Raw genomic sequence first — 24302 nt, 5'->3', positions numbered from 1 at the left:
CTCCGTTACACCTTTTCCACATTGACCAGGAACGCCTTGAACTCCGGCGTTTGCGTGTTGGCGTCGCCGACGAACGGCGTCAGGGTATTGGCGATAAAGCCTTTTTTCGTCAGACCTTCGTAACCCCAGTGGATCGGGATACCGATGGTGTCCACCTCCTGACCGTTGACCTGCAGCGTACGAATGCGCTTGGTCACCACCGCCTTGGCCTTGATAAAGCCACGGTTGGAACTGACTTTTACCGTGTCGCCGTGCTTGATGCCTTTTTTCTCCGCCAGTTTCTCACCGATTTCAACAAACTGTTCCGGCTGCGCGATGGCGTTGAGCTGCGCGTGCTTGGTCCAGTAGTGGAAATGCTCGGTCAGACGATAGGTGGTGCCGACGTACGGGAACTTGTCGAAGGTGCCCATCGCCGCCAGATCGTCCTTGAACACGCGCGCCGCCGGGTTGGACACCACGTTCGGGTGCAACGGGTTGGTGCCGAGCGGCGTTTCAAACGGCTCGTAGTGTTCAGGGAACGGCCCTTCCGCCATCTTGTCGGTGGCAAACAGGCGCCCCATGCCTTCCGGCTGCATGATGAACGGCCCGACGTCGCTGTCCGGCGCGGCGGTGCTGTAGTCTGGAATATCCGCGCCGGTCCACTTGGCGCCGTCCCATTCCAGCAGTTGGCGCTTGGCGTCCCATGGCTTGCCGGACGGATCCGCCGACGCACGGTTATACAGGATGCGGCGGTTGAGCGGCCATGCCCAGGCCCAGCCCAGCGTGTTGCCCAGGCCGGATGGATCGGCGTTGTCGCGACGTGCCATCTGGTTACCGGCCGGCGTCCAGCTGCCGGCGAAGATCCAGCAGCCGCTGGCGGTGGTGCCGTCGTCGCGCAATTGCGCAAACGAACTGAGCTGTTCGCCTTTTTTCACCAGCACTTTGCCGTCGGCGTCCAGCAGATCGGCCAGCGCCTTGCCGTTGCTTTCCATCGCCACCTCTTCCGAGGCCGGGTTGTCCGGGGTCAGATAATCCCAGCTCATGTTCAGCACCGGTTCCGGCACCGCGCCGCCGTCGCGCGCATACATCTCGCGCAGACGGGTGAAGATGCCCGCCAGGATTTCCCCGTCGTTCATCGCTTCGCCCGGTGCGTCGGCGCCTTTCCAGTGCCATTGCAGCCAGCGGCCGGAGTTGACGATCGAGCCGTTTTCCTCCGCAAAACAGGTAGACGGCAGGCGGAACACTTCGGTCTGAATCTTCGCCGGATCGACGTCGTTGAATTCGCCGTGGTTCTGCCAGAAGTTGGAGGTTTCGGTATTCAACGGATCGATGGTCACCAGGAACTTCAGCTTGGAGAGCGAGGCGATCACCTTGTTTTTGTTCGGGAACGACGCCACCGGGTTAAAGCCCTGGCAGAAGTAGCCGTTTACCTGGCCCTGCGACATCATTTCGAAGTATTGCAGTACGTCGTAGCCCTTGTCCCACTTCGGCAACCAGTCAAAGCCCCAGGCGTTGTCCTTCTGCGCCTTGTCGCCGTAGAAGCTCTTCATCAGGCTGACAAAGAATTTCGGGTAGTTGCTCCAGTAGTTCACCTGCCCAGGCAGCAGCGCCTTCGGCGTGTTGGCGGCCAGGTAGCTGTCCAGATCGGTCTGTTTGTCGGACGGCAGCGACATGTAGCCGGTCAGGCTCTGCGACAGCAGACCGAGATCGGTCAGTCCCTGAATGTTGGAGTGGCCGCGCAGGGCATTGACCCCGCCGCCCGCCATACCCATGTTGCCGAGCAACAGCTGGATCATCGCCATGGTACGGATGTTCTGTGCGCCGACCGAGTGCTGTGTCCAGCCAAGGGCGTACAGGAACGAGGCGGTTTTGTCATTCACGCTGGTTTCGGCGATGTATTCGCACACCTGGAGGAAATCCGCCTTCGGCGTGCCACAGATGTTTTCCACCACCTCTGGCGTATAGCGGCTGACGTGCTGTTTCAGCAGATTCCACACGCAGCGCGGATCCTGCAGCGTGACGTCACGCTTGGCATAGCCGTTTTCGTCGAGCTGATAGTTCCAGCTGGTTTTGTCGTACCGGCGGTTTTCCGCGTCGTAACCGCTGAACAGGCCGTCTTCGAAGCTGAAGTCGTCACGCACCAGCAGGCTGGCGTTGGTGTAGGCCTCAACGTATTGGCGGTTGATTTTTTCGTTGGTCATCAGGTACAGCAGTACGCCCGACAGGAAGGCAATGTCGGTGCCGGAACGGATTGGCGTATAGAAATCCGCCACTGATGCCGTACGGGTAAAGCGCGGATCGATGACGATCAGCTTGGCTTTATTATGAATTTTGGCTTCCATCGCCCAGCGGAAACCCACCGGATGCGCTTCGGCCGCGTTACCGCCCATGACGATAACCAGATTCGCGTTCTTGATATCAACCCAGTGGTTGGTCATCGCACCGCGACCAAATGTTGGAGCAAGACTTGCTACCGTTGGTCCGTGTCAGACACGCGCCTGGTTGTCTACGGCAAGCATGCCGAGAGCGCGACTAAATTTTTGCGTTAAATAACCGGTTTCGTTGCTCGATGCCGATGCGCACAGCATACCGGTGCTCAACCAGCGGTTGACGGTCACGCCCTGCTCGTTTTTGGCGATGAAGTTGGCGTCACGGTCTTCCTTCATCAGTTTGGCGATGCGGGTGAACGCGTCATCCCAACTGATGCGCTGCCATTTGTCGGAACCTGGCGCACGGTATTCGGGGTATTCAAGTCGGCTTTCGCTGTGGATGAAATCCACCAGACCTGCGCCTTTCGGGCAAAGCGCGCCGCGGTTGACCGGATGATCCGGATCCCCTTCGATATGGAAAATGCTTTGTTTGGCGTTTTTGGCGCCATCGCCAAGGCTGTACATCAACAGCCCGCAGCCGACGGAACAATACGTACAGGTATTACGGGTTTCACGGGCGCGCAACAGTTTGTACTGCCGCGTTTCCGCCAGCGCCAGTTCCGGGGTAAACCCCAAAGCGGCTACCGTCGTTCCTGCCATACCGCCAGCGCAGATCTTAAAGAACTGCCTTCTGCTGACCTGCATGGGGATCTCCTTTCTCTATCGCGATTGTCACATTGTTTCGAATGCGCTTTCCCCGCCGAAGCGTGAAGCGCTAAAATAACCGTTGTTATATTTATAACGATACAACCGCCACATATTACCATACGGTAACTGTGGTTGTTACAAACAGGTGCCAGTAAAGTGAACAATATAGACCCAGAGCAGCAAACAAATGCGATCGCGCTCACAGGTGTGAGCCGCACTGCGGTATTTCAACGCGGTCAGTTGGCTACTGCCCAACAGGACTGGCTGGCAGAAGAAGTGCCGGTGGCTCTGGTCTATAACGGTATTTCGCACGTAGTGATGATGTGTTCTCCCAAGGATCTCGAGGCGTTCGCCCTGGGATTCTCGCTGTCGGAAGGCATCATCGCGTCACCGCGCGACATTTACAGTATAGAGATTAATCAGGTGTGTAACGGACTGGAAGTGGATATCGCGCTTTCCAGTCGCCGTTTCGCCGAGCTCAAGCAGCGCCGTCGTGCGTTGGCCGGCCGCACCGGCTGCGGCGTGTGTGGTATCGAACAGTTGGCGGACATCTATCGCCCCATCCCGCCGCTGCCGTTCAGTCAGCGCTTCTCGCTGGCCAATCTTGACCGCGCGCTGGCACAGTTACGCCAGGTGCAACAAGTCGGTCAACTGACCGGCTGTACCCACGCCGCCAGCTGGATCACGCCGCAGGGCGAGATGCTGGGCGGCTGTGAAGACATTGGCCGCCACGTGGCGCTCGACAAACTGCTCGGCGTGCGTGCCGGGCAGGGCTGGCAGCACGGCGCGGTACTGGCCTCCAGCCGCGCCAGTTACGAAATGGTACAAAAAACCGCCATGTGCGGCGTGGAAATCTTATTCGTTGTTTCTGCTGCCACTTCTTTGGCGGTAGAGATCGCCGAACGCAGCAATCTAACGCTGGTCGGATTCAGCCGCACCGGCCGCGCCACGGTGTTTAGCCATCCGCAGCGTATCGTTGATTAAAACAAAACCACACAAATCATCAGGCATTGATAATCATTTTCAATATCATTTAATTAACTATAATGATCCGACTGCTTACGCGGTGCTTACAACCTTGCGCCGCCCAACAACACTGGAGACGATGATCATGAGTTATTCACTGCCATCACTGCCGTACGCTTACGACGCACTGGAACCGCACTTTGACAAGCAGACGATGGAAATCCATCACACCAAACACCATCAGACCTACGTCAACAACGCCAACACCGTGCTGGAAGCATACCCTGAGCTGGCTTCGCTGAGCGTTGAAGAGCTGATCCAGGATCTGGACAAAGTGCCAGCCGACAAGCGCACTTTCATGCGTAACAACGCAGGCGGCCACGCTAACCATAGCCTGTTCTGGAAAGGCCTGAAAACCGGCACCACCCTGTCTGGCGATCTGAAGGCGGCCATCGAGCGCGACTTCGGCAGCGTTGAGAAATTCCAGGAAGAGTTCGAAAAAGCCGCTGCAACCCGTTTCGGTTCCGGTTGGGCCTGGCTGGTGCTGAAAGGCGACAAACTGGCGGTTGTTTCCACCGCTAACCAGGACAGCCCGCTGATGGGCGAAGCGGTTGCCGGCGCATCCGGTTTCCCTATCGTCGGTCTGGACGTGTGGGAACACGCTTACTACCTGAAGTATCAGAACAAACGTCCTGATTACATCAAGGCATTCTGGAACGTGGTTAACTGGGACGAAGCAGCAGCACGCTTCGCGGCGAAGAAGTAATTCGCGCCACGCCCTGTCGATGCCCGCTTAACGCGGGCATTTTTTTGCCTGGCGTTCGCCAGAATACCCCCCGCATGCTGCCCAGCTCAGGGCGATTAAATTTGCGCGGCGAGCGTAAAAGGCGCGCATAAAAACCGCCAGTCAGGCTATGCTGTTTTCCTGACAACTTTACCCCACCGCCAGCGCATTTCAGCCCCAGCGCCGGACGCCGGGTAAGCGAAACGGAGGCGCTATGCATCACCCTGAAGTTTATATCGGCCAGATCCAACCCTATGACGGCGGACGCCCCAGCGCGATCGCCAAACGCCAGGTGGACGGCGCCGTCAAGCTGACGCCGCTCGGCCTGGAAGGCGATCAACAGGCAGAAAAAAGCTTTCACGGCGGCCCGGATCGCGCGCTGTGCCACTACCCGCGCGAACATTACGCCCACTGGCGCGAACAGTTCCCGGCGCAGGCCGATCTGTTCAGCGCGCCGGCGTTCGGCGAAAACCTGTCCACCGCAGGCCTGACCGAACACCAGGTGTTTATGGGCGATATCTTCCGCTGGGGCGAGGCATTGATTCAGGTGACCCAGCCGCGCTCGCCGTGCTTCAAACTCAACTATCATTTCGCTATTGACGATCTGTCGGTGCTGATGCAGCACAGTGGCCGCTGCGGCTGGCTATACCGGGTTATTTCCCCCGGGCTGGTCAGCAGCGATCGTCCGCTGGAGCTGGTGACGCGCAACAGCGAGGTGTCGGTGGCCGAGGCCATTGGCATCGCCTGGCACATGCCGTTTGACGAAGAACAGTATCGCCGTTTACTGTCGGTCGCCGGGCTGTCCGCCAGCTGGAGCAAAACCCTGCTGCTGCGTATCAGCGAAGGCAAGATCGAAGACTTTGACCGCCGCCTGCTGGGCCGCTGAATCATCATGGCAGGAGAAGATATGACACAATCCATTCACCACGCCGCAGCCACCGGTTACCAGAGTAACGCTGACCGCTACGTCAAGGGGCGGCCGGGCTACCCGGCGGAGATCGCCGACTGGCTGCGTAACGACATCGGCCTGCAGGCCGGTAAAACGGTAATCGATCTGGGTGCCGGTACCGGTAAATTCACGCCACGCCTGCTGGATAGCGGGGCAGAGGTGATTGCCGTCGAGCCGATCGCACCGATGCTCGACAGGCTCGCCGCGGCGCTGCCGCAGGTAAAAACGCTGGCGGCCACCGCCGATGCCCTGCCGCTAGCGGATGAATCCGTCGATGCGGTGGTCTGCGCCCAGTCGTTCCACTGGTTCGCGACGCCACAGGCGCTGGCTGAAATCCAGCGCATCCTCAAACCCGGCGGCAAGCTCGGCCTGGTGTGGAATTCGCGCGATGCGCGCGTCAGTTGGGTGCGCAAATTGAATCAGATCGTCGACCGCTACCAGGGCGATGCACCGCGCTTTTATACCGGTGAATGGCGCCGGCTGTTCCCCGGCAAAGGGTTCGCGCCGCTGCATGAACAAGCCTTTATGTTTGGCCACCACGGTGCGGTCGAGGACGTGCTGTATAATCGCGTTCGCTCAACCAGCTTTATCGCCGCGTTGCCGCAGGCACAGCAAGAGCAGGTGATCGAACAGGTTCGCCAACTGGTGGCGCAGCAAGAGGAATTGCACGGGCAGGAGAAGATCACCGTACCGTATCAAACCAAGGCGTTTGTTACTCACAAGCTCGGTTAACGGCGGTGACGGCATTCGGCAGCGGGGGGAGCAACTCTCCCCGCTGCATAGGGTATCAGAAGGCTTTTTTCGCGTAGCCGGTGACCACTTTCAAACCCATTTCACGGCCCAGCGCGGTCATCGGGTGCACCACCACCAGACCGCGTGCGCTTTTCTTCAGCGCGCCCATATCGGCCTGCTCTTTCTTGGTGATTTCACGGCTGAACGGCAACTGCTGCAGCTTCTGCGCTTCGTTGCTCAGCTTCTCGACGCGCACGTTCTTCAGACGCTCGATTTCCGCCGCCAGTTTGTCTTTTTCTTTTTGATGTTGCGCAATCAGATCCGGATTGCCCTGTTGGATCACATTAGCGTCTTTATGGTTCAGTGCGTCCAGCAGGTCGCTAAGGCGCTTGATCTCTGCCTTTTCTTTCTCTTTCATGGTCTCTGCCTGGGGTGCCGCAATCGGCACGTTAAAAAGGAATTTGCTGCATTGTAGCAAAATGCGCGCACAGTTACTCGCCTGCTGCGATCCCCGGCGGCAGACCGCTCATCTCGCAGGCCTTGGCGCCAACCCGCGCCAGCGCATGGCTGTAGCGCGCATTGAACGGATAACAGCAAGAAAGCCGCAGTCCGTTACGGTAACGCCCGCTCGGTGAATACAGCGTGCCCGGCGTCAGGCAGATTTGCTCTTTCAGCAACTGGTGAAACAGCCGTTCGCTGTCCACCCCCGGCGGGAATTCCACCCAGAAGACAAATCCGCCGGCTGGCTGGGTTGCCAGCGTGCCGCGCGGAAAGTGGCGGGCAATCAGCGCGCGCGCCTCATCCAGCTGCGCGGCGTAGCGTTTGCGCAAATTGCGCAGATGATGATCGTAGCCGCCATTTTCCAGGAACGTCGCCAGCGTTTCGCACAGCAATTGCGATTCGGCCATCGACGACACCGCCTTCAGCTTGCGCAACGCGTCGGTAAACCGCCCACCGGCTACCCAACCGACGCGAAAATCCGGCGCCAGCGTTTTGGTGAAGCTGGAGCAGAACAGCACCCAGCCGTCGCGGTCGAACGATTTAACCGACGGTGACTGGGTGGCGCCGAATTGCAGCTCGGCGTATAACCCGTCTTCAATCAACGGCACCTGATGATCGTTCATCAGGCGCGCCAAGCGTTTTTTGGCCGCCAGCGGCAGCGTGCATCCCAACGGATTCTGCACCGTCGGCATGGCGATCACCGCATTCAACCGCCGTTCGTTCAGCAGCAGTTCCAACGCGTCCAGCGATAGGCCATGTTGCGGATCGGTGGGAATTTCAATCGCCTTCAGCCCCAGACTGGCCAGCAACGGCAGCAGGTAGAAATAGGTGGGCGATTCCAGTCCAACGCAATCTCCCGGTTGCGTGGTCACCCGCAGCGCCAGCTGCAAGGCCTCCATGCAGCCATGCGTCAGCGTGATATCGGCCGGATCGAGCAACATGCCGAGCGTTAGCGCTCGCCGGGCGATTTGCTGGCGCAGCCGTGGGCTGCCGGGCGGCAAGGCGTATTTGCCGATCAGATCCGGCTGACGGCGTAATTGCGACGCCAACATGCGGCTCAGCTTGCCGCCAGGATAAAAATCCGCGGTCTGTGGGCAGGCGAGCGAAATGTTGGTAAATGCCGGGTTCTGCTGTGCGGCAAATACCGTATCGATCAGCGCCAGCACGTTATCGGCCGGTGCCTCAATACGCGTACCGGGAGCCGAAGGCGTTTTTGGCGCCGGCAGTATGCTGCGCACGTAAAACCCGGACTGCGGCCGCGCCTCGACCAGCCCACGATCTTCCAGCGTGCGATAGGCCGCCACCACCGTATTGATGCTGACGCGGTGTGACTGCGCGCAGCGCCGTACCGAAGGCAGTCGGCTGCCGGGCATCAGCACGCCGCGGCGGATGGCTTCCGCCAGCGTATCCGCCAGCTGCAGGTAGCGAACTTCCGGGCTTTCATCGAGCAGGGTCACAGTTTCTCTCCGAACCAGGGGTACAGTTGGCAATAAACATGATTGTACCCATTACAATAGCTGTTTTCTGCTTCTGTCACCACATCAGGTCACGCCTTATGCTGGAGGTTGTTGCCCACTACCGTTTAAGGAACCTCCCATGCTCGATACAGCCTTTGTCAGCTACGTGACCGTCATGTCGATCACCCCCGGTCCGAACAATCTGCTGCTGGCCTCGTCCGGCGTTAACTTCGGTCTGCGTCGTACCCTGCCGATGCTGTTCGGCATCAGCGCCGGCTGTGCGCTACAGTTGGTGCTGACCACCAGCCTGCTGGCTGCCATTCTCAATTGGGCCACGGTATTGCGTTTTCCGCTGGCGGTGATCGGCTGCGCCTATCTGCTGTGGCTGTCATGGAAACTGTTCAATGCCGCTTCGCCGGCGTCGAAACAGCAGGCGCAGCCGATGCGCTTTGTCAGCGGCGCACTGTTTCAGGCGGTCAACCCAAAGGCCTGGCTGATGGCAATTAACGTCGCGATCCTGTTTACGCCGCGCACCGGCGCCAGTCTGAGCCATACCCTGTGGGTAATAGCCGGCTTCACGCTGCTGAACTTCCCTTGCGTGATGGTGTGGGCGATATTGGGCGATCGGCTGCGGGATGCGCTGCGCGTGGCGTGGAAATTGCGGTTATTCAATGGCGTGATGGCCGGCCTGATGGCGCTCACTGCGGCCTGGTTACTGTTTGACGAATGGCGTGCGGCGTTCGCTTAAGGCGGTCCGAGAGGAGAAAGGCGCGAAGGCTGCTTGGCGCCGATGCCGGCAATCAGCTCGGTCACCGACAATACCATGGTGGAACGCACCATCTGCTGGTAACGCTGGCGTTGCATGGCAATCAGCGATTCATCCGCCTCGCCGGGCTGCAGGAAGGTCGGTACCGGCGGCAGCGCCGTCACGCAGTGCAGCTCCCCAAACGGGCCGAGTATTTCGTCATCGACAAAACGGTATTCGGCGCCGTCGTGGTTAAGCTCTTCCCGCATCGCCATCAACAGTTCGGCATCTTCGTATTCGTGGCGGGAGATCACCCCCAGTCCGTACAGCAGTTTCAGCCGTACCGACAGCTCACCCAGCGGTCCGGCGCCGGACAATAGCGGTTCGACGGCATACTTTACCGCGTAGTCGTCCTTGCGGAAAACCTGCATCACCAACACGTTGAGCGCGTCTGCCAGCAGTTCAACCGCTGCGATCAGAAACCCGCGCACCGTCTTGCCGGCGTTGAGCTTTTCCAGAACCTGATTTTCAAATGCCTGAGTCTCGATCATCGTCGCTTTTCGCATGGCGTAATAGGGTGATTGATTGGCTGCATCACCCTTTGGTTCATTGCCAATAGAGGTTGGCCCGGAAGTGGACAGCACGCCGCCCCCGGAGCGTACACCAAGTGCGTGCGGAGTTCGAGTACTGCCCACTCTCAAACCTAGCGGCGTTGCATGGCGTTATACACAGCCACGGCGTTTTCTACAACCTCGCTGTCCGCCGGCAGCCCGGAAAGCTGAACCAGCGTGGCTTTTGGTCCGTGGGTATTCAGCAGTTCCACCAGCTGTTGCGCCTGCGGATCCTGCTCGCTGCGGTAGTGCATGGCAGCGGCGATGCCCTGGATCAGGTTATCGTGCGGCAAGCCGTACTCCAGCGTGCCCAGCAGCGGTTTGATCAGCCGATCGCCGGCGCTCAGTTTGCGCAACGGTTGGCGCCCGACGCGCTCTACCTCGTCATGCAGATACGGGTTTTCAAAACGGCCAAGGATTTTCTCGATGTAGGCGGCGTGCTTCGCCGGGTCAAAATCGTAGCGTTTGATCAACACCGCACCGCTCTCCTCCATCGCACCTTTCACTACCCGCCGAATCTGCCGATCGAGAATCGCATCGCGAATGGTGTCCAGACCGGCCTGTTGGCCAAGATAGGCGGTGATGGCATGACCGGTATTCAGGGTGAACAGTTTGCGCTCGACGAACGCCATCAGGTTGTCGGTCAGTTCCATACCGGCGATCGCCGGCGGCGTTCCCTTGAACTGGGTTTGATCGACAATCCACTCGCTGAAGGTTTCCACCGTCACTTCCAGTGGATCCTGGCTGTCGGCCCTGGCCGGCGGCACGATGCGATCCACCGCAGAATCGACGAAGCCGATGTGTTGCTCTACCCACGCCTGCTGTTCTGCCGTCAGCGCGGCGAACACGTGCTGCTTCAGTTGGCTGGTGCCGCGCACCATGTTTTCACAGGCAATGATGTTCAGCGCGGCCTGATTACCCTGCTGCTGGCGTCTGATCAGCCCTCTGGCCAGCGTACCGGCGATTCTTTCCAGCACCTGCGGGCCAACGGCGGTGGTGATGAGGTCGACCTCGGCAATCAGCGCCAACGCCTCCTCACTGCCGCTGTTCACCGCGTTGACGTTGTTTACCGGTTCAACGCGCGCCTGTTCGCCCACCACCTGTACCTGGTAGCCGTGTCGCTGGTTGATTTCATCCAGCACCGTTTGGTTGACGTCAGCAAAAGTCAGTTCGGCGTGCGCATCGGCCAACAGTTTACCGATAAAACCACGACCGATATTCCCGGCTCCGAAATGTAATGCTTTCATAATGATACCTTCCTGAAAATAACCAGGGCGCAGCATGCTGCGCCCCAGGGGATTAGGCTTTCTTACCGCTTAACAGTGCCAGCACTTCCTGCGGATTGCTGGTTTGCGCCAGTCGCTCGATCACCGTTTCATCATCCAGCGCATTGGTTAAACTGGTAATGACGTGGATGTGTTCGTTATTGCGAGCGGCAATACCGATCACCAAACGCGCAACCTCATCTTCCTCGTCACCAAAACGCACGCCCTGCGGGTACTGGCAGAACACCACGCCGGTGCGCAATACGCGGTCTTTGGCCTCGATGGTGCCATGCGGCACGGCAATCGATTCGCCAAGGTAGGTCGAGGTCAGTTTTTCACGCTCCAGCATCGCCTGCACGTATTCCGGCTCAACGTAGCCCCCCTTCACCAATTGCTCGCCGGCGAAGCGGATTGCCTGCTCTTTGTCGTCGGCTTGCAGGCCAAGGAACACGTTGTCCTCACCCAGTTTGAACAGGTTCTGTTCGCTATCTTCAAAGCTGTCGTCCAGCGCGCCCACCACCTTCTGCTGATTGTCGCTGGATTTATTGGCCGCCAGCAGGCGCGCCGTCAAATCGCTGTACAAATTGCTGTCGAGGAAGTTGCTCAACGAGATGTGCTGCGCCTGCGGCGCATGGCGCATCGCCCGCTCGGTCAGATCGCGGTGGGTGATCACCAGGTCAACGTCGTCCGGCAAGCTGTTAATGGCGCAGTTGGTGACGGAAATGTTTTTCAGCCCGGCGTCGGCCACTTTCTTGCGCAACACGCCGGCGCCCATGGCGCTGGAGCCCATACCGGCGTCGCAGGCCACGATGATTTTGCGCACCGTGCTCAGGTCGCCGTCTACCGCAGCATTCGCCGCCGGCTTACCGCCCTTGGACGAGGACTTCATGTCCTGCATGCGGCGGGTGGCCTCTTCCAGCGAGTCTTCGTCCTCTTTCACTTTCGAGGTTTTCAGCAGGAATGCCGCCACCACAAATGACACCACGAAGGCCGCGCAGATCGCCGCCAGGTTGGCGAAGTAGGCGCCTTTTGGCGTCATCGCCAGGATAGCCAGAATCGACCCCGGTGACGCCGGGGAAACCAGGCCGCCGTTCAACAGTGTCAGGGTGAACACCCCGGTCATACCGCCGAGAATCACCGCCAGCAGCAGACGCGGGTTCATCAGTACATAGGGGAAATAAATTTCGTGAATCCCGCCAAAGAAGTGAATGATGGCCGCACCGCCGGCAGACTGCTTGGCATTGCCACGTCCAAAGAACATATAGGCCATCAGCACGCCCAGACCCGGACCCGGGTTGGCTTCAATCAGGAAGAAGATTGATTTGCCGGCTTCGGTTGCCTGCTGAATACCCAGCGGCGAGAAGATGCCGTGGTTGATGGCATTGTTGAGGAACAGAATTTTTGCCGGCTCGACGAAGATCGACGTCAATGGCAGCAAGTTGTTCACCACCATCACGTGTACGCCAGCGGCCAGCAGCTTCGACAGTGCTTCGACCAACGGCCCGATAGCCAGGAACGACAGCACCGCCAGCAGCATACCGATAATGCCGGCGGAGAAGTTGTTCACCAGCATTTCAAAGCCACTTTTGATCTTGCCGTCGACCCAGCGGTCAAAATGCTTGATCGCCCAGCCGCCCAGTGGACCGGCAATCATCGACCCCAGGAACATTGGCATATCAGCGCCGACGATCACCCCCATGGTGGTGATCGCCCCCACTACCCCGCCGCGCTCGCCGCCAATCAGCTTACCGCCGGTATAGCCGATCAGCAGCGGCAGCAGATAGGTGATCATCGGGCCAACCAGTTTGCCTAACGTTTCGCTCGGCAGCCAACCGGTGGGAATGAACAAGGCGGTAATGATACCCCAGGCGATAAATGCGCCAATATTAGGCATCACCATGTTGCTCAGGAAACGGCCAAAGTTCTGTACTTTGACCTTGATATCTGGTGAAAACATAAAACACACCCCTGTAGTGAAGCGGTAATAGCATTACGCGCTGACAAGTAGGAGCGCGCGTTTCTTTTTGTAGCGAACCGATTTGCCGTAAACCGGCAGCGTTGGTGCTGTATGCGAAATGGACTCTAGCACGCTCTTTTTAACACGCGTACTTCACGGGAATTTTGTGACAAACATCACTATATACACCCCCAAAAGTGGCTATTTATGGTGATGAAGATCACAATTTTTCGGTGTAAAAAAAGCACATTGGGCGCAAGTCGCTGCTTTTACCGTTATTTTTGTGATCATAATCACATTGTTAAGTGACAGGTTTGTTTTGGAAATGTGATGTTAATCACAAGATATTTTCACGCCAGACGTCAACGCCAGGCAACGGCGTAGTTTCATGCCATGGTCACGCAACGCGAAGGCATGGCTGAAAGAAAGTTACGCCATAGCGCAACGGCGTTGTTTTGAAGTGTAGTACACCGACGAGCGGGTGAAGACAGAGGCGGCAGACCCGCCTCTGGAAGAGAGGTTACTGCATTACTTCGAGCACCGCTTTTTGCGCGCTCAGCAGGCTTTGTTGTTTAGCCACCAGGTTCGACATCATGGTGTTGTACTGCGTCGCCTGCTGTTGGCTGCGGAACTGCACGCCGCCGTTGTTGAAGCTGACCTGATTGCCCTGTGCCTGCAGGAAATCCCCAACCTGCACCAGATCCTGTACAAAGCTGGCGGTGGTCGGGATTGCCGGCATCAGCGCATTGGCCGGTGCGGTGACAATCTTGTCGTACGCCTGGTTATATATCGCTTTCAACGAGTCCGGCTGTTTCAACGCCGCATGGGCGGTATCGGCCTGCGATTTGGCACTCTGAATCTGCTGTCCCAGCAGATTAAGCGCGCCCACCGCTTGCTGGAGCCCGTCACGCTTGCTGATATAATCCTGCGCGCTGCGGATCTGATTAATCTGGTCGAGCGCCGGCGTCAGGCTGGCGTCCACAGATTTGGTCAACTGCTGCGAAAAACCGACCAAAATCGCGTAATCGCCGGCATAGTTGCCGAACTTCTGTTTCTGATCTTCGCTCAGCGTCGGGATCTTCACTCCGCTGCGCATAACCGTATTCTGTAAATATTCGATGAATGCCTTGCGCTGTTCCGGCTCTTTATCGCCACAGGCGGTCAACTGCATGACCACCAACAATGCCAATACCGGTGCCAACCAACGCGTAATACCTCTGCTCTGGATCCCTACCGCCATGTGACATAACTCCTGTTATAAACCTGCTTTTTCATCAGCTCCCTGCCTTTTTCCGCACTCCCTGCGCCTATAAGAATAGATCAACTGGCGGCGATCCGATACGCGATTCCACTTGCGCCACGCATTCCCTTGGCTGGCGGCGGCAAAACGTCTGGAAAGAGCGCATGAGCTGATCCTTACCCCCAAGTCACACCGCCAGCCACGCCAGAAATAAAAAAAGGCGCCGCTAGGCGCCTCTGACGATCATAGTATGGTGTTATTGCAGCACGGAGATATCTGCAACCTGCAAGAACAGCTCACGCAATTTGCTCAGCAGGGTCAGGCGGTTGACGCGTACCGCGTCGTCTTCAGCCATCACCATTACGCTTTCGAAGAACTCATCCACCGTCGCACGCAGCGCGGCCAGCTCCACCAGCGCGTCCTGATAGCGGCCTTCGGCGAAAAACGGCTCCAGTTTGTCGCGCAGCACCACCAGGTGCGTTGCCAGTTTCAGTTCGGCCGGTTCCTTCAGCACCGAGGCGTGAACGTGATCGTTCAGCGTATCGGTCGACTTGGCCAAAATGTTGGACACCCGTTTGTTGGCTGCCGCCAACGCCGCAGCCTCTTCCAGCGTACGGAAGTGGGTTACCGCCTTGACGCGTGCGTCGAAGTCCGCCGGCTTGGTCGGGCGGCGCGCCAGCACGGCCTGGATGGTGTCTACCGCGTGGCCTTCTTCCTGATACCAGGCGCGGAAACGGCCCAGCATGAATTCCACCACGTCGTCGACCACGTTGGCGTTGGTCAGCTTGCTGCCGTACAGGCGCGCTGCCTCTTCGGTCAGGGTTTGCAGATCCAGCGGCAGGTTCTTCTCAACGATAATACGCAGCACGCCCAGTGCCGCGCGACGCAGTGCGAACGGGTCTTTATCGCCTTTCGGATGTTGCCCGATGCCGAAAATACCGGCCAGGGTGTCCATCTTGTCAGCGATGGCCAATGCACAGGCCACCAGCGATTGCGGCAGCGCATCGCCGGCAAAGCGCGGCTGGTACTGTTCGTTCAGCGCAACGGCAACGTCTTCCGCTTCGCCGTCGTGGCGCGCGTAGTGCATGCCCATCACGCCCTGGGTGTCGGTGAACTCGAACACCATATTGGTCATCAGGTCGCACTTCGACAGCATGCCCGCACGGGTTGCATGATTGACGTCTGCGCCAATCTGGCCAGCGATCCAGCCTGACAGCGCCTGAATACGGTCGGTCTTGTCGCGCAGCGTGCCCAATTGCTGTTGGAACAGCACGGTTTCCAGACGCGGCAGATTATCTTCCAGGCGCTTTTTGCGGTCGGTATTGAAGAAGAACTCGGCATCGGCCAGACGTGGACGCACCACTTTCTCATTGCCGGAGATAATTTGCTGTGGATCTTTCGATTCGATATTGGCCACGAAAATGAAGTTCGGCAGCAGCTTGCCGGCAGCGTCGTACACCGGGAAGTACTTCTGGTCGCCCTTCATGGTGTAGACCAGCGCTTCCGCTGGCACCGCCAGGAATTTTTCTTCGAATCTGGCGGTCAGCACGACCGGCCATTCCACCAGTGAAGCCACTTCTTCCAGCAGGCTTTCGCTCAGATCGGCCTTGCCGCCGATCTTCTCGGCCGCCAGCTCAGCGTCACGTTTGATGATGGCTTTACGCGCTGCGTAATCCGCCACCACTTTGCCGCGCTCCAGCAGGATTTGCGGATACTGATCGGCATTTTCCAGCGTGAACTGCGCTTCGCCCATAAAACGGTGGCCGCGTACGGTCCGCGCAGAGTCGATACCCAGTACGGTGCCCGGGATCAGCGCGTCGCCCAGCAGCATGGTCACGGTATGCACCGGACGCACGAACTGAGTTGTTTTATCGCCCCAGCGCATCAGTTTCGGGATGGGCAATTTGCTCAGCGCAGTGCTGACCATGCCTGCCAGCAGTTGCTGCGCGGATTGGCCTTTAACCTGCGCGCGGTACAGCAACCACTCGCCTTTGTCCGTCTTCAGACGTTCGGCTTGATCGACGGTGATACCGCAGCCGCGCGCCCAGCCTTCGGCGGCTTTGCTTGGCTTGCCTTCGGCGTCAAACGCCTGCGCAATCGCCGGGCCGCGTTTTTCGACTTCGCGATCGGCCTGTGCTGCGCTCAGGTTCGCTACTTTCAGCGCCAGACGGCGCGGGGCAGCAAACCAGTTGACCTCGCCATGCGCCAGGTTGGCGTTGTCCAGCTCAGCGCTGAAGTTGGCGGCAAAAGATTCCGCCAGTGAACGAAGAGCCTTCGGCGGCAGCTCTTCCGTGCCGATTTCCACCAGGAAAGTCTGTTGAGTCATGGCTGCCTCTTAATTCTCGTTCTTTTTACACATCGGGAAGCCCAGCGCTTCGCGCGAAGCGTAGTAAGCTTCGGCAACTGCTTTGGTCAACGTGCGGATACGCAAAATATAGCGCTGACGTTCGGTCACCGAAATCGCCTTGCGGGCATCCAGCAGGTTGAAGGTGTGGGCAGCTTTCAGAATGCGTTCGTAAGCCGGCAGCGGCAGCGGTTTTTCCAACGCCAGCAGCTGTTGTGCTTCTTTTTCGTAATGCTCGAAGCAGGTGAACAGGAAATCAACGTCGGCGTATTCGAAGTTATAGGTCGACTGCTCGACTTCGTTCTGATGGAACACGTCACCGTAAGTGGTGATGCCAAGCGGACCGTTGCTCCACACCAGATCGTAAACGCTGTCCACGCCCTGGATGTACATCGCCAGGCGCTCCAGACCGTAGGTGATTTCGCCGGTCACCGGCTTGCATTCCAGACCGCCAACCTGCTGGAAGTAGGTGAACTGCGTCACTTCCATGCCGTTCAGCCACACTTCCCAGCCGAGACCCCAGGCGCCGAGCGTCGGGTTTTCCCAGTTGTCTTCAACGAAACGGATATCGTGAATGGTCGGATCCAGCCCCAGCTCTTTCAGCGAGCCCAGGTACAGTTCCTGAATGTTTTCCGGCGAGGGCTTAATCACCACCTGGAATTGATAATAGTGTTGCAGACGGTTCGGGTTTTCACCGTAGCGGCCGTCGGTCGGGCGGCGGGACGGCTGCACATAGGCGGTGGCCATTGGCTCTGGGCCAAGCGCGCGCAGGCAGGTCATCGGGTGAGAGGTCCCCGCGCCGACTTCCATGTCCAGCGGTTGGACAATGGTGCAGCCCTGGCGCGCCCAATAATCTTGCAGTGTCAGGATCAGGCCCTGAAAGGTCTTGGTATCAAACTTTTGCATGTTGGATTCGCACGCGATACAAGTGGATTTAATTGGAATGCGCCAGTATACCCGTTGACCGTAAGATATACAGCCAGAATCCGGTATCCGTTGTAATCATCGTGCAAAAAGCCCGCATTTCGCACCATGCTGGGGCAGCCTGGCGTTGGATACGCCTCAAATCCCTGCGCCCGCCCGCGCCGAGAAACTGGCACCGATCTTGCTCCACTCCGATCTCAAAGATAGTCAGGAGATTGGCTCATGCAGGCAGACAGCCGTTATCGTTACCGAATTTTTGCCATGGTGTTCTTTATCGCGTTGATTAACTACGTTGATCGCGGCGCATTATCGTTCGCCGCCAACGACATTTCTCGCGAGTTTAACTTCAACAAGGCACAGTTGGGCGCAGTACTGGGCTACTTCGGCTTTGGGTATCTGTTTGGCTCGTTGTGCGGCGGCTTTCTGGCCGATCGCGTCGGCACCAGAAAAGTGTGGCTGCTGGCGGGCGCGCTGTGGTCATTACTGGAAATCGCCACCGCCTGGGCCGGTGAACTGGGGGTGGCGCTGTTCGGCGGCTCGGCGATCATGGGCTTCGCCGCATTGCGCATCATGTTCGGCTTTGCCGAAGGCCCGGCCTACGCGCTGATGAACAAGACCATCGCGCACTGGGCGCCGCGTAAAGAGCGCGGCTTCGCGCTGGGTATCGGCCTGTTGAGTACCCAGGTGGGATCGCTGCTAACCGCACCGCTGGCGGTGGGGTTGCTGCTGCTGACCGATGACTGGCGCAGCATGTTTATCCTGCTCGGGCTGTTCTCGCTGATCGCCATTGTGCTGTTTGCCCGCGTGTTTACCGATACGCCGCAGCAGCACCCGCAGGTTAACGCCGACGAACTGGCGATCATCGGTGCCGATCAGCAAGCAGATGACGGGCAAGATATACGTTTACCCTGGTGGGCATTTTTCACCAACCGTACCTTGGTGTTCAATGCGCTGGGGTATTTTTCCTTCTTGTACGTCACCTTCGTGTTGGTGACCTGGGGCCCCAAATACCTGCAAGACACCTTTAACTACGATCTGCATTCGTTGTGGTATGTGGCGATGATTCCATGGAGTGGCGCCTGCTTCACCGTACTGCTCGGCGGTCGCATTGCCGATAGCCTGCTGCGGCGCTTTGGCAATTTACGGCTGGCGCGCAACCTGTTTGCGGCAGTGACGCTGCTGTTAACCGCCTGCTGCTTTTTGCTGATCCCGTTCATGCACAGCCCGGCCGCCATCATTCTACTGATGACGCTGGGCAACGCGCTGAACGCGCTGGTGAACAATGTCTATTGGTCAGTGGTGATTGACGTGACGCCGAAAGCGTCGGTGGGCGCCTACAGTGGCATGACGCTGGCCGTTGCCAATCTGGCGTCGATCGGCGCGCCGATGCTCAGCGGCTGGCTGGCGCAACATCACGGTTACGGTGCCATGTTCTTCGCCACCGCTATCGTCTCCTTTTGCAGCATGCTGTGCATGACCCTGCTGCAACCGGAGAAAAAGATCGTCAGTGCCGAGCCGACCCCAGACGCGACTCGTTACCTGGCCTAACGTCGCGGTGGCAAGCAGATACGGAGGCGAAAGCCTCCGTTGACGATCACCGATCAAAACCGCGCGCTGACGCCGACGTTATACATAAACTGCTCGCCGCTGCTCAGACCACCGGTTTGCGAAACGGTAGCGAACGCCGCCACCCGATCGCCCAACGGCAGGTTGGCACCGACGGTGACATCGACCCAGTTTTTATCCTGTCCGGCGGCATCGCGGGTAAACGATGTCTGGGTTGATTTCAGCCCGCCGCCGGCCCGGTAGACGTTATCGCCAAACTGATGCTGATAACTGATTTCGGCGTACGGGTTGAAGGCGCCAAAATTGCTGTCCAGCCGCCAGCCGAGCGCGCCAATTTGCGAATGGTAGGTTTGATCGTCAAAGCGCATGGCGGTGCTGTCATTACCGTCTTCGCTGTAACCGGACACGTTGCTGTAATCCCAGGCGAACTGCGCCATCGGCCCGGTGGTCAGATAGGACGTCAGCGGCAGGTCGTAGCCGGTAGTCAGCCGAGCACCCCATTGTTTGCCCGACGTGGAGCCGGTTTCGCTGCGCGTCAGCCCCCCTAGCCGCATACTGCGGCGAATGTCATCGTAGTCCAGCGTCGCGTAGTGCAGATCGGCGTTTATCCAGCCATGTTCGAACAGCTCCAAGGCGGTAAAGGCGGAAAACAGCAGCCCACGCGCCTGGTATTCATAGCGGCTCGACGGCTGTTGATCGTCGTTCGAACCGGCAATCAGCGCGCCAATCAGCCAGCCGTCGGTCAATTGGTAATCGACGCCAACCGTCAGGTTATGCGTGGTGGCGTTGCCGTCGCCGGCCGTCGCGTTGTCGGCATAGTCATAATGCTGACCGGCATAGCCGCCAAACACCCCCAGCGCCCCTGTCGGGTTATCACCGCTGCGCAACTGCTGCAAGCGGCTGTCGAGGGTTGCACGGCTGTCACGCGCCATCGCCGCCGTCGCCTGGTTGAGCGCCACCACCTGCGCCGGACCGTCCAGCACCGCTTGAATGTAATCGGCGATCAGCAGATGCGCCTGCGGGCTCGGGTGGAAATGATCGGCAAACAGGAACGACTGGCGGTTATCAAATCCTGGCGTCGCGCCAGTACACACCGCTGACGACACGCCGGCAGGACAGGCCATGCCGGCGGTGTTGGTGAAGCCGAACTGCTGCGGATTGGCGATGGCTTCGCCAAACAGCTTATTGACATCAACGCGCACGATATTGCCGCCACCCTGCGCCAGTAAGCGGTCTTCGCTGCTGTTGTAGAAATCGGTCAATTGACCGGCCTGCTCGCGCAGACTGTCATAGGCGGCGATCAGCTGCGCGGCAATCACCTGCTGCACCTGCGGGTTGTTGCTACCTTGCGCCGCCGCCGCGCTCAACGCCTGATGAATCGCCTGCTGACGCGCGGCATCGTCTGGGGTAGCCAGCGCATTGAGGGTGGCATACGCCGCCTGCAACGCCGTTGCCTGTACCGGCGCCAGCGCCTGTTGCACGATCAGTTCCATCAACTGCGGCGTAGAGCCGATATTCGGCACCGTCGGCACAACTACCGTGCCCGCACCGGCATCCAGCAGCGATCGCACCTGCATCGCCGCCGCCGCCGCGCTGTGGTAGCTGACGCTGGTGGCAGTCGCCGGGTTCAGCGCCGCAGCCGCCAGGTCGTTGCCGCCGATCCAGTGAATATAGAGCCCGTCGCCGTCGGCCTGGCCATTGACGCGGGAAAAATAGCGCTGCAGCTGATCCTGGGTATTGTCCGCCGGATTGAGCGCCGGCACCGCCACGCCGCCACCGGCCGCATAGTTGTCGCCGCCGTTGTCCGACGCCACCAGCGCCTGGCCGATACGCTGCGCCAGCGCTTCGTCATACAGCAGATGCTGACTGCCGTCGTAGGTAAAACGCCCGTTGTTGCCGCTGTCGCTCAGACTGTCGCCAAACACGTAAACCCGATCGTATGCCATTGCCGGCAAAGCCAGACAAAAGGCTAAAGCCACCGCCAGCGCCGCCGGTTGAGCAGCGCGTATTATTTTTAGAGGCATGAATCGACTCCTGAGAGCCTGCAAACTGAAGAAAGCCGCCTGGTTGTCATTGACCATTTTTTAAACGGCACTGTAATAAATATTGTCTGCTTTGTGCACACGTCAAGTCAGCAGAAGATAAAATAATCAGTGGCTTGCCAAACGTCGCTTTTACGGCAATGATAACTGTAAATATACACAGCATAAGGGCCGACAGTATGACGAACCTCCGTTGCGGTTGGGTGACAGCCGATCCGTTATATCTGGAGTATCACGATCACGAATGGGGTACGCCGACCACCGACACGCGAGAACTGTTCGAAATGCTGTGTCTGGAAGGGCAACAGGCGGGACTGTCCTGGATCACCGTGCTGAAAAAGCGCGAAAACTATCGCCGCGCCTTTCATGACTTCGATCCGCAGCGCGTCGCCGCCATGACCGAACAACAGGTGGAAACGCTGCTGCAAGATGCCGGCATCATCCGCCATCGCGGTAAAATCGAAGCCATCATCGCCAACGCCCGCGCCCTGCTGGCGATGCAGGCGGCGGGCGAAGACTTCGTCGAGTTTATCTGGCGTTTTGTCGACGGCCAGCCGCAGTTGAACCAGTGGCAACAGCTAAGCCAGGTGCCGGCAAAGACCGCAACCTCCGACGCCATGTCCAAGGCATTGAAGAAACGTGGGTTTAAATTTATCGGCTCCACCATCTGCTATGCCTTTATGCAGGCCAGCGGCCTGGTGAACGATCATCTCACCGGCTGCTTTTGCTACCCAAAGCCGGATAAATGACGCCACGACCCTATTCGACACCCTTGGCCATGGCTCACCGTTTTATTGTAATTCTGCATTAATGATAGCGACGGCTTTAAACGGCCCGGGGATTGGCATGCTGCCGGTCACATTAATCGGAGCTACCTTCATCAGGCTGGAACCAAGCTGATGGGTACCTGAATAGTCCATGGTTACCGGCAAGCGGCCACTGTTGGGGGAAATCGTAGCACCTTGCCCATCGGTTAACCTTATGCCAATGTCCTTATTATTGGTTGCCAGCGCCGTATTATCACCCGCTGCGGCTTGGCCGTTAACAGATAACAAGACCTTGGTGCCTGCCGCAATATTGCTGCAGTCCAGCGTGACATTAACATCCTTTACTTTTCCGGAAGGCATTGCACCTTTGGTGGCGATGGTGTCGCTGCGCATGTCGCCCAAATCAATATTGATCACCTGCCCGGCATTGATGCTGCAACTTTGAGGCACCGTAATCATACCGTGGAAGGTTACATAAGAAATCGGCACGGCAGAGAAAGAGCCTTTCGTTTTTGACATATATATATTTAATATCTTGGTTTCCGGAATAACCAGTTGACCAACAAAAGGACGATTGAAATACAAAGATAACTTTCCAGCATTCCCGGTAGCAAATGGAGCGACGGCACAACTCGTTACAGTATTGTTATCGGTAGAGTTCGGTGTAGGGTAAAACCCTGTGCCTGCGCCGTTACGGAAAACATAAATTTCGCTAGCGAGCTCAATATTATCATTTAACTTAAAATAGTTCAGTCCGCCTAAAGTACGTGAAGGAGGGAGCGGTACCTCGGTTTTAACGTAGGTGACGCCGCTGAATGTACTGTCACAATCACATTGCCCTTTAAACGACAAACCGGTGGACCACTGATATGCGTTGGGTAAGACGGTCCCGCTTTTATTATCGTCAGGGCTGGTAATGGTTTTATTAAGTGCAAAAGAAAAGGCATTTGCACCAGTTACGCCCTGACACCACCCAGTACCCGCAGCCTGGGAGGAATTATAGAGACTTAGGCTGACGATTAACAGGAAGAGGTTTCTTATTTTTTTGCAACCATTATCCATATAAAATCCATGAGACATGACAGCAACTCCTTGTTGATTAAAATCCTTATATAAGAATAAACATCTATTTTGTTTAAGATGCGTTTATATTATATCTGGTCCGCCCGTGAGCAAATCAACGGTGCGACTTTTACTATCGAAATGAATATACTATTATTACCTTCTTTTATAGCAATTAATATAAAAAACATGCCAGCATCGATATTTCCTATCAGTTTCCACTTTCAGCCTTATAATCCGACGGCCAATGTTATTGTTCTGTGAGGCATGAGTTAAGGTACTTATCGATTTGGCTATCACTCGGCCAATCACGCCTTTCGACGCCAGCCTGGCATCTGCTCGCTCTCAATGCCGGCATTCTCGCCAGCCCCCCATCGCCGTTTAACGAATAAATGACGCGCTAAACCGACGTTGGCAGGCTGCCGCCTCGGTTTTCGGAATCCGCTGCATAGCCATCTGCCGCCTTTTGCCGGATAACTGGCGCAGCCGAAAAGCGGGAGCAATATAATTTGTCACCTTTTTTCGGAACTGCCGAGCGTAAAACGCGTCATATTAGCGCTCGAAACGGCTGTTTTCAGCGTGGTTACTGGCCAGAAGACGGTTTTTAGCGCTTCCCTGATTGGAATGTCGCGCACAGATTTGATGCATAAAAGGAAAAAACATGAAAAAACGCATTGCGATTATTGCCGGTGCCGTGGCAATGACCATGGCCTTGTCGGCCTGTACCACCAACCCTTACACCGGGGAATCTGAAGCCGGCAAATCCGGCATTGGCGCTGGCCTGGGCGCTGCGCTCGGCGCCGGCATCGGCGTACTGTCCTCCTCCAAAAAAGACCGCGGCAAAGGCGCGTTGATTGGCGCAGCAGCCGGCGCGGCGCTGGGCGGCGGTGCAGGGTATTACATGGACGTGCAGGAAGCGAAACTGCGCGACAAAATGCGCGGCACCGGCGTCAGCGTTACCCGTCAGGGTGACAACATTGTGCTGAATATGCCGAACAACGTAACCTTCGATACCGACAGCAGCACGCTGAAACCGGCCGGTGCCAACACCCTGACCGGCGTGGCGATGGTACTGAAGGAATACCCGAAAACCGCGGTTAACGTGGTCGGCTATACCGACAGTACCGGCGCGCGCGCGCACAACATGACGCTGTCGCAGCAACGTGCCGACGGCGTCGCCAGCGCCTTGATTACCCAGGGCGTGGCGGCCAACCGCATCCGTACCCAGGGTGCCGGCCCGGACAACCCGATTGCCTCCAACAGCACCACCGAAGGCAAGGCGCAAAACCGCCGCGTAGAAATTACGCTCAGCCCACTACAGTAAGCTCTGTTAC

19 protein-coding genes are annotated in these 24302 nt (G+C 57.8%); 8 read left to right on the top strand and 11 right to left on the bottom strand.

From position 1 onward, the window contains the following. Positions 1–5 precede the first annotated feature (5 nt). Entirely contained in the window at positions 6–3053 is a 3048-nt protein-coding gene (gene fdnG, locus ACCC84_RS16135) for a formate dehydrogenase-N subunit alpha (RefSeq protein ID WP_088499819.1), read from the bottom strand. A 168-nt stretch (positions 3054–3221) separates the two neighbouring features. Between fdnG and fdhD the strand changes: the two genes are divergently transcribed. The 4 genes from fdhD (at position 3222) to ACCC84_RS16115 (ending at position 6487) form a co-directional block, all read left to right on the top strand. Further along, positions 3222–4040 (top strand): formate dehydrogenase accessory sulfurtransferase FdhD, encoded by an 819-nt coding sequence (gene fdhD / locus ACCC84_RS16130; protein ID WP_371902074.1) that lies wholly within the window; start codon positions 3222–3224, stop codon positions 4038–4040. Positions 4041–4167: 127 nt separating this feature from the next. Continuing rightward, positions 4168–4788 carry a superoxide dismutase [Mn] gene (gene sodA / locus ACCC84_RS16125; RefSeq protein WP_039991494.1) on the top strand — a complete coding sequence of 207 codons (621 nt, stop codon included), beginning with the start codon at positions 4168–4170 and terminating at the stop codon, positions 4786–4788. A 232-nt stretch (positions 4789–5020) separates the two neighbouring features. After that, entirely contained in the window at positions 5021–5692 is a 672-nt protein-coding gene (gene yiiM / locus ACCC84_RS16120; RefSeq protein ID WP_198773562.1) for a 6-hydroxyaminopurine reductase, read from the top strand. A gap of 21 nt (positions 5693–5713) precedes the next feature. Continuing rightward, complete coding sequence (locus tag ACCC84_RS16115; protein ID WP_371902060.1) at positions 5714–6487, top strand: class I SAM-dependent methyltransferase; 774 nt, start codon at positions 5714–5716, stop codon at positions 6485–6487. Positions 6488–6542: 55 nt separating this feature from the next. On the opposite strand, the gene ACCC84_RS16110 is transcribed toward ACCC84_RS16115, so the two are convergent. Further along, positions 6543–6905 carry a YibL family ribosome-associated protein gene (locus tag ACCC84_RS16110; protein ID WP_039991492.1) on the bottom strand — a complete coding sequence of 121 codons (363 nt, stop codon included), beginning with the start codon at positions 6903–6905 and terminating at the stop codon, positions 6543–6545. A 73-nt stretch (positions 6906–6978) separates the two neighbouring features. After that, positions 6979–8445 (bottom strand): aminotransferase-like domain-containing protein, encoded by a 1467-nt coding sequence (locus ACCC84_RS16105; RefSeq protein ID WP_004957072.1) that lies wholly within the window; start codon positions 8443–8445, stop codon positions 6979–6981. A 139-nt stretch (positions 8446–8584) separates the two neighbouring features. Here ACCC84_RS16105 and ACCC84_RS16100 point away from each other — a divergent pair, with 139 nt between their 5' ends. Further along, positions 8585–9193 carry a LysE family translocator gene (locus ACCC84_RS16100; protein WP_004957071.1) on the top strand — a complete coding sequence of 203 codons (609 nt, stop codon included), beginning with the start codon at positions 8585–8587 and terminating at the stop codon, positions 9191–9193. Here the strand turns inward: ACCC84_RS16100 and ACCC84_RS16095 are convergent. The 6 genes from ACCC84_RS16095 to glyQ all read right to left on the bottom strand — a co-directional run bounded on the left by ACCC84_RS16095 (position 9190) and on the right by glyQ (position 17513). After that, a complete protein-coding gene (locus ACCC84_RS16095; protein ID WP_039991491.1) occupies positions 9190–9741 on the bottom strand; it encodes an MltR family transcriptional regulator in 552 nt (183 codons plus the stop codon). The genes ACCC84_RS16100 and ACCC84_RS16095 overlap by 4 nt on opposite strands. Positions 9742–9893: 152 nt before the next feature. Next, positions 9894–11048: a mannitol-1-phosphate 5-dehydrogenase gene (locus tag ACCC84_RS16090; RefSeq protein WP_039992488.1), complete on the bottom strand. Its 1155-nt coding sequence runs from the start codon at positions 11046–11048 to the stop codon at positions 9894–9896. Between the two features lie 52 nt (positions 11049–11100). Next, positions 11101–13023, bottom strand: coding sequence for a PTS mannitol transporter subunit IICBA (locus tag ACCC84_RS16085; protein ID WP_004957065.1), 1923 nt, complete (start codon positions 13021–13023; stop codon positions 11101–11103). A 520-nt stretch (positions 13024–13543) separates the two neighbouring features. Continuing rightward, the gene (locus tag ACCC84_RS16080; protein WP_004957062.1) at positions 13544–14263 is read right to left on the bottom strand and encodes a DUF3053 domain-containing protein; all 720 of its coding nucleotides are present in this window, start codon (positions 14261–14263) and stop codon (positions 13544–13546) included. Between the two features lie 256 nt (positions 14264–14519). Continuing rightward, on the bottom strand, positions 14520–16589 hold the full coding sequence (glyS, locus tag ACCC84_RS16075; protein ID WP_371902059.1) for a glycine--tRNA ligase subunit beta: 2070 nt from the start codon (positions 16587–16589) through the stop codon (positions 14520–14522). A 9-nt stretch (positions 16590–16598) separates the two neighbouring features. Then, on the bottom strand, positions 16599–17513 hold the full coding sequence (gene glyQ / locus ACCC84_RS16070) for a glycine--tRNA ligase subunit alpha (RefSeq protein ID WP_004957056.1): 915 nt from the start codon (positions 17511–17513) through the stop codon (positions 16599–16601). A gap of 240 nt (positions 17514–17753) precedes the next feature. Here glyQ and ACCC84_RS16065 point away from each other — a divergent pair, with 240 nt between their 5' ends. Continuing rightward, positions 17754–19079, top strand: coding sequence for an MFS transporter (locus ACCC84_RS16065; protein WP_004957054.1), 1326 nt, complete (start codon positions 17754–17756; stop codon positions 19077–19079). A 53-nt stretch (positions 19080–19132) separates the two neighbouring features. Here the strand turns inward: ACCC84_RS16065 and ACCC84_RS16060 are convergent, their stop codons facing one another. Further along, positions 19133–21121 (bottom strand): autotransporter domain-containing esterase, encoded by a 1989-nt coding sequence (locus ACCC84_RS16060; RefSeq protein WP_039991489.1) that lies wholly within the window; start codon positions 21119–21121, stop codon positions 19133–19135. A 197-nt stretch (positions 21122–21318) separates the two neighbouring features. On the opposite strand from ACCC84_RS16060, the gene ACCC84_RS16055 reads away from it, so the two are divergent. After that, positions 21319–21888 (top strand): DNA-3-methyladenine glycosylase I, encoded by a 570-nt coding sequence (locus tag ACCC84_RS16055; RefSeq protein ID WP_039991488.1) that lies wholly within the window; start codon positions 21319–21321, stop codon positions 21886–21888. Positions 21889–21930: 42 nt separating this feature from the next. Here ACCC84_RS16055 and ACCC84_RS16050 read toward each other — a convergent pair whose 3' ends face one another. After that, the gene (locus ACCC84_RS16050) at positions 21931–22986 is read right to left on the bottom strand and encodes a fimbrial protein (protein ID WP_081445063.1); all 1056 of its coding nucleotides are present in this window, start codon (positions 22984–22986) and stop codon (positions 21931–21933) included. A 643-nt stretch (positions 22987–23629) separates the two neighbouring features. Between ACCC84_RS16050 and ACCC84_RS16045 the strand changes: the two genes are divergently transcribed. Then, entirely contained in the window at positions 23630–24292 is a 663-nt protein-coding gene (locus ACCC84_RS16045) for an OmpA family lipoprotein (RefSeq protein WP_004957041.1), read from the top strand. Positions 24293–24302: the final 10 nt, after the last annotated feature.

Origin of the sequence: Serratia odorifera (assembly GCF_041448735.1) — a bacterium.
Taxonomy (GTDB): domain Bacteria; phylum Pseudomonadota; class Gammaproteobacteria; order Enterobacterales; family Enterobacteriaceae; genus Serratia_F; species Serratia_F odorifera.
This window is presented reverse-complemented; position numbering and strand designations above follow the sequence as displayed.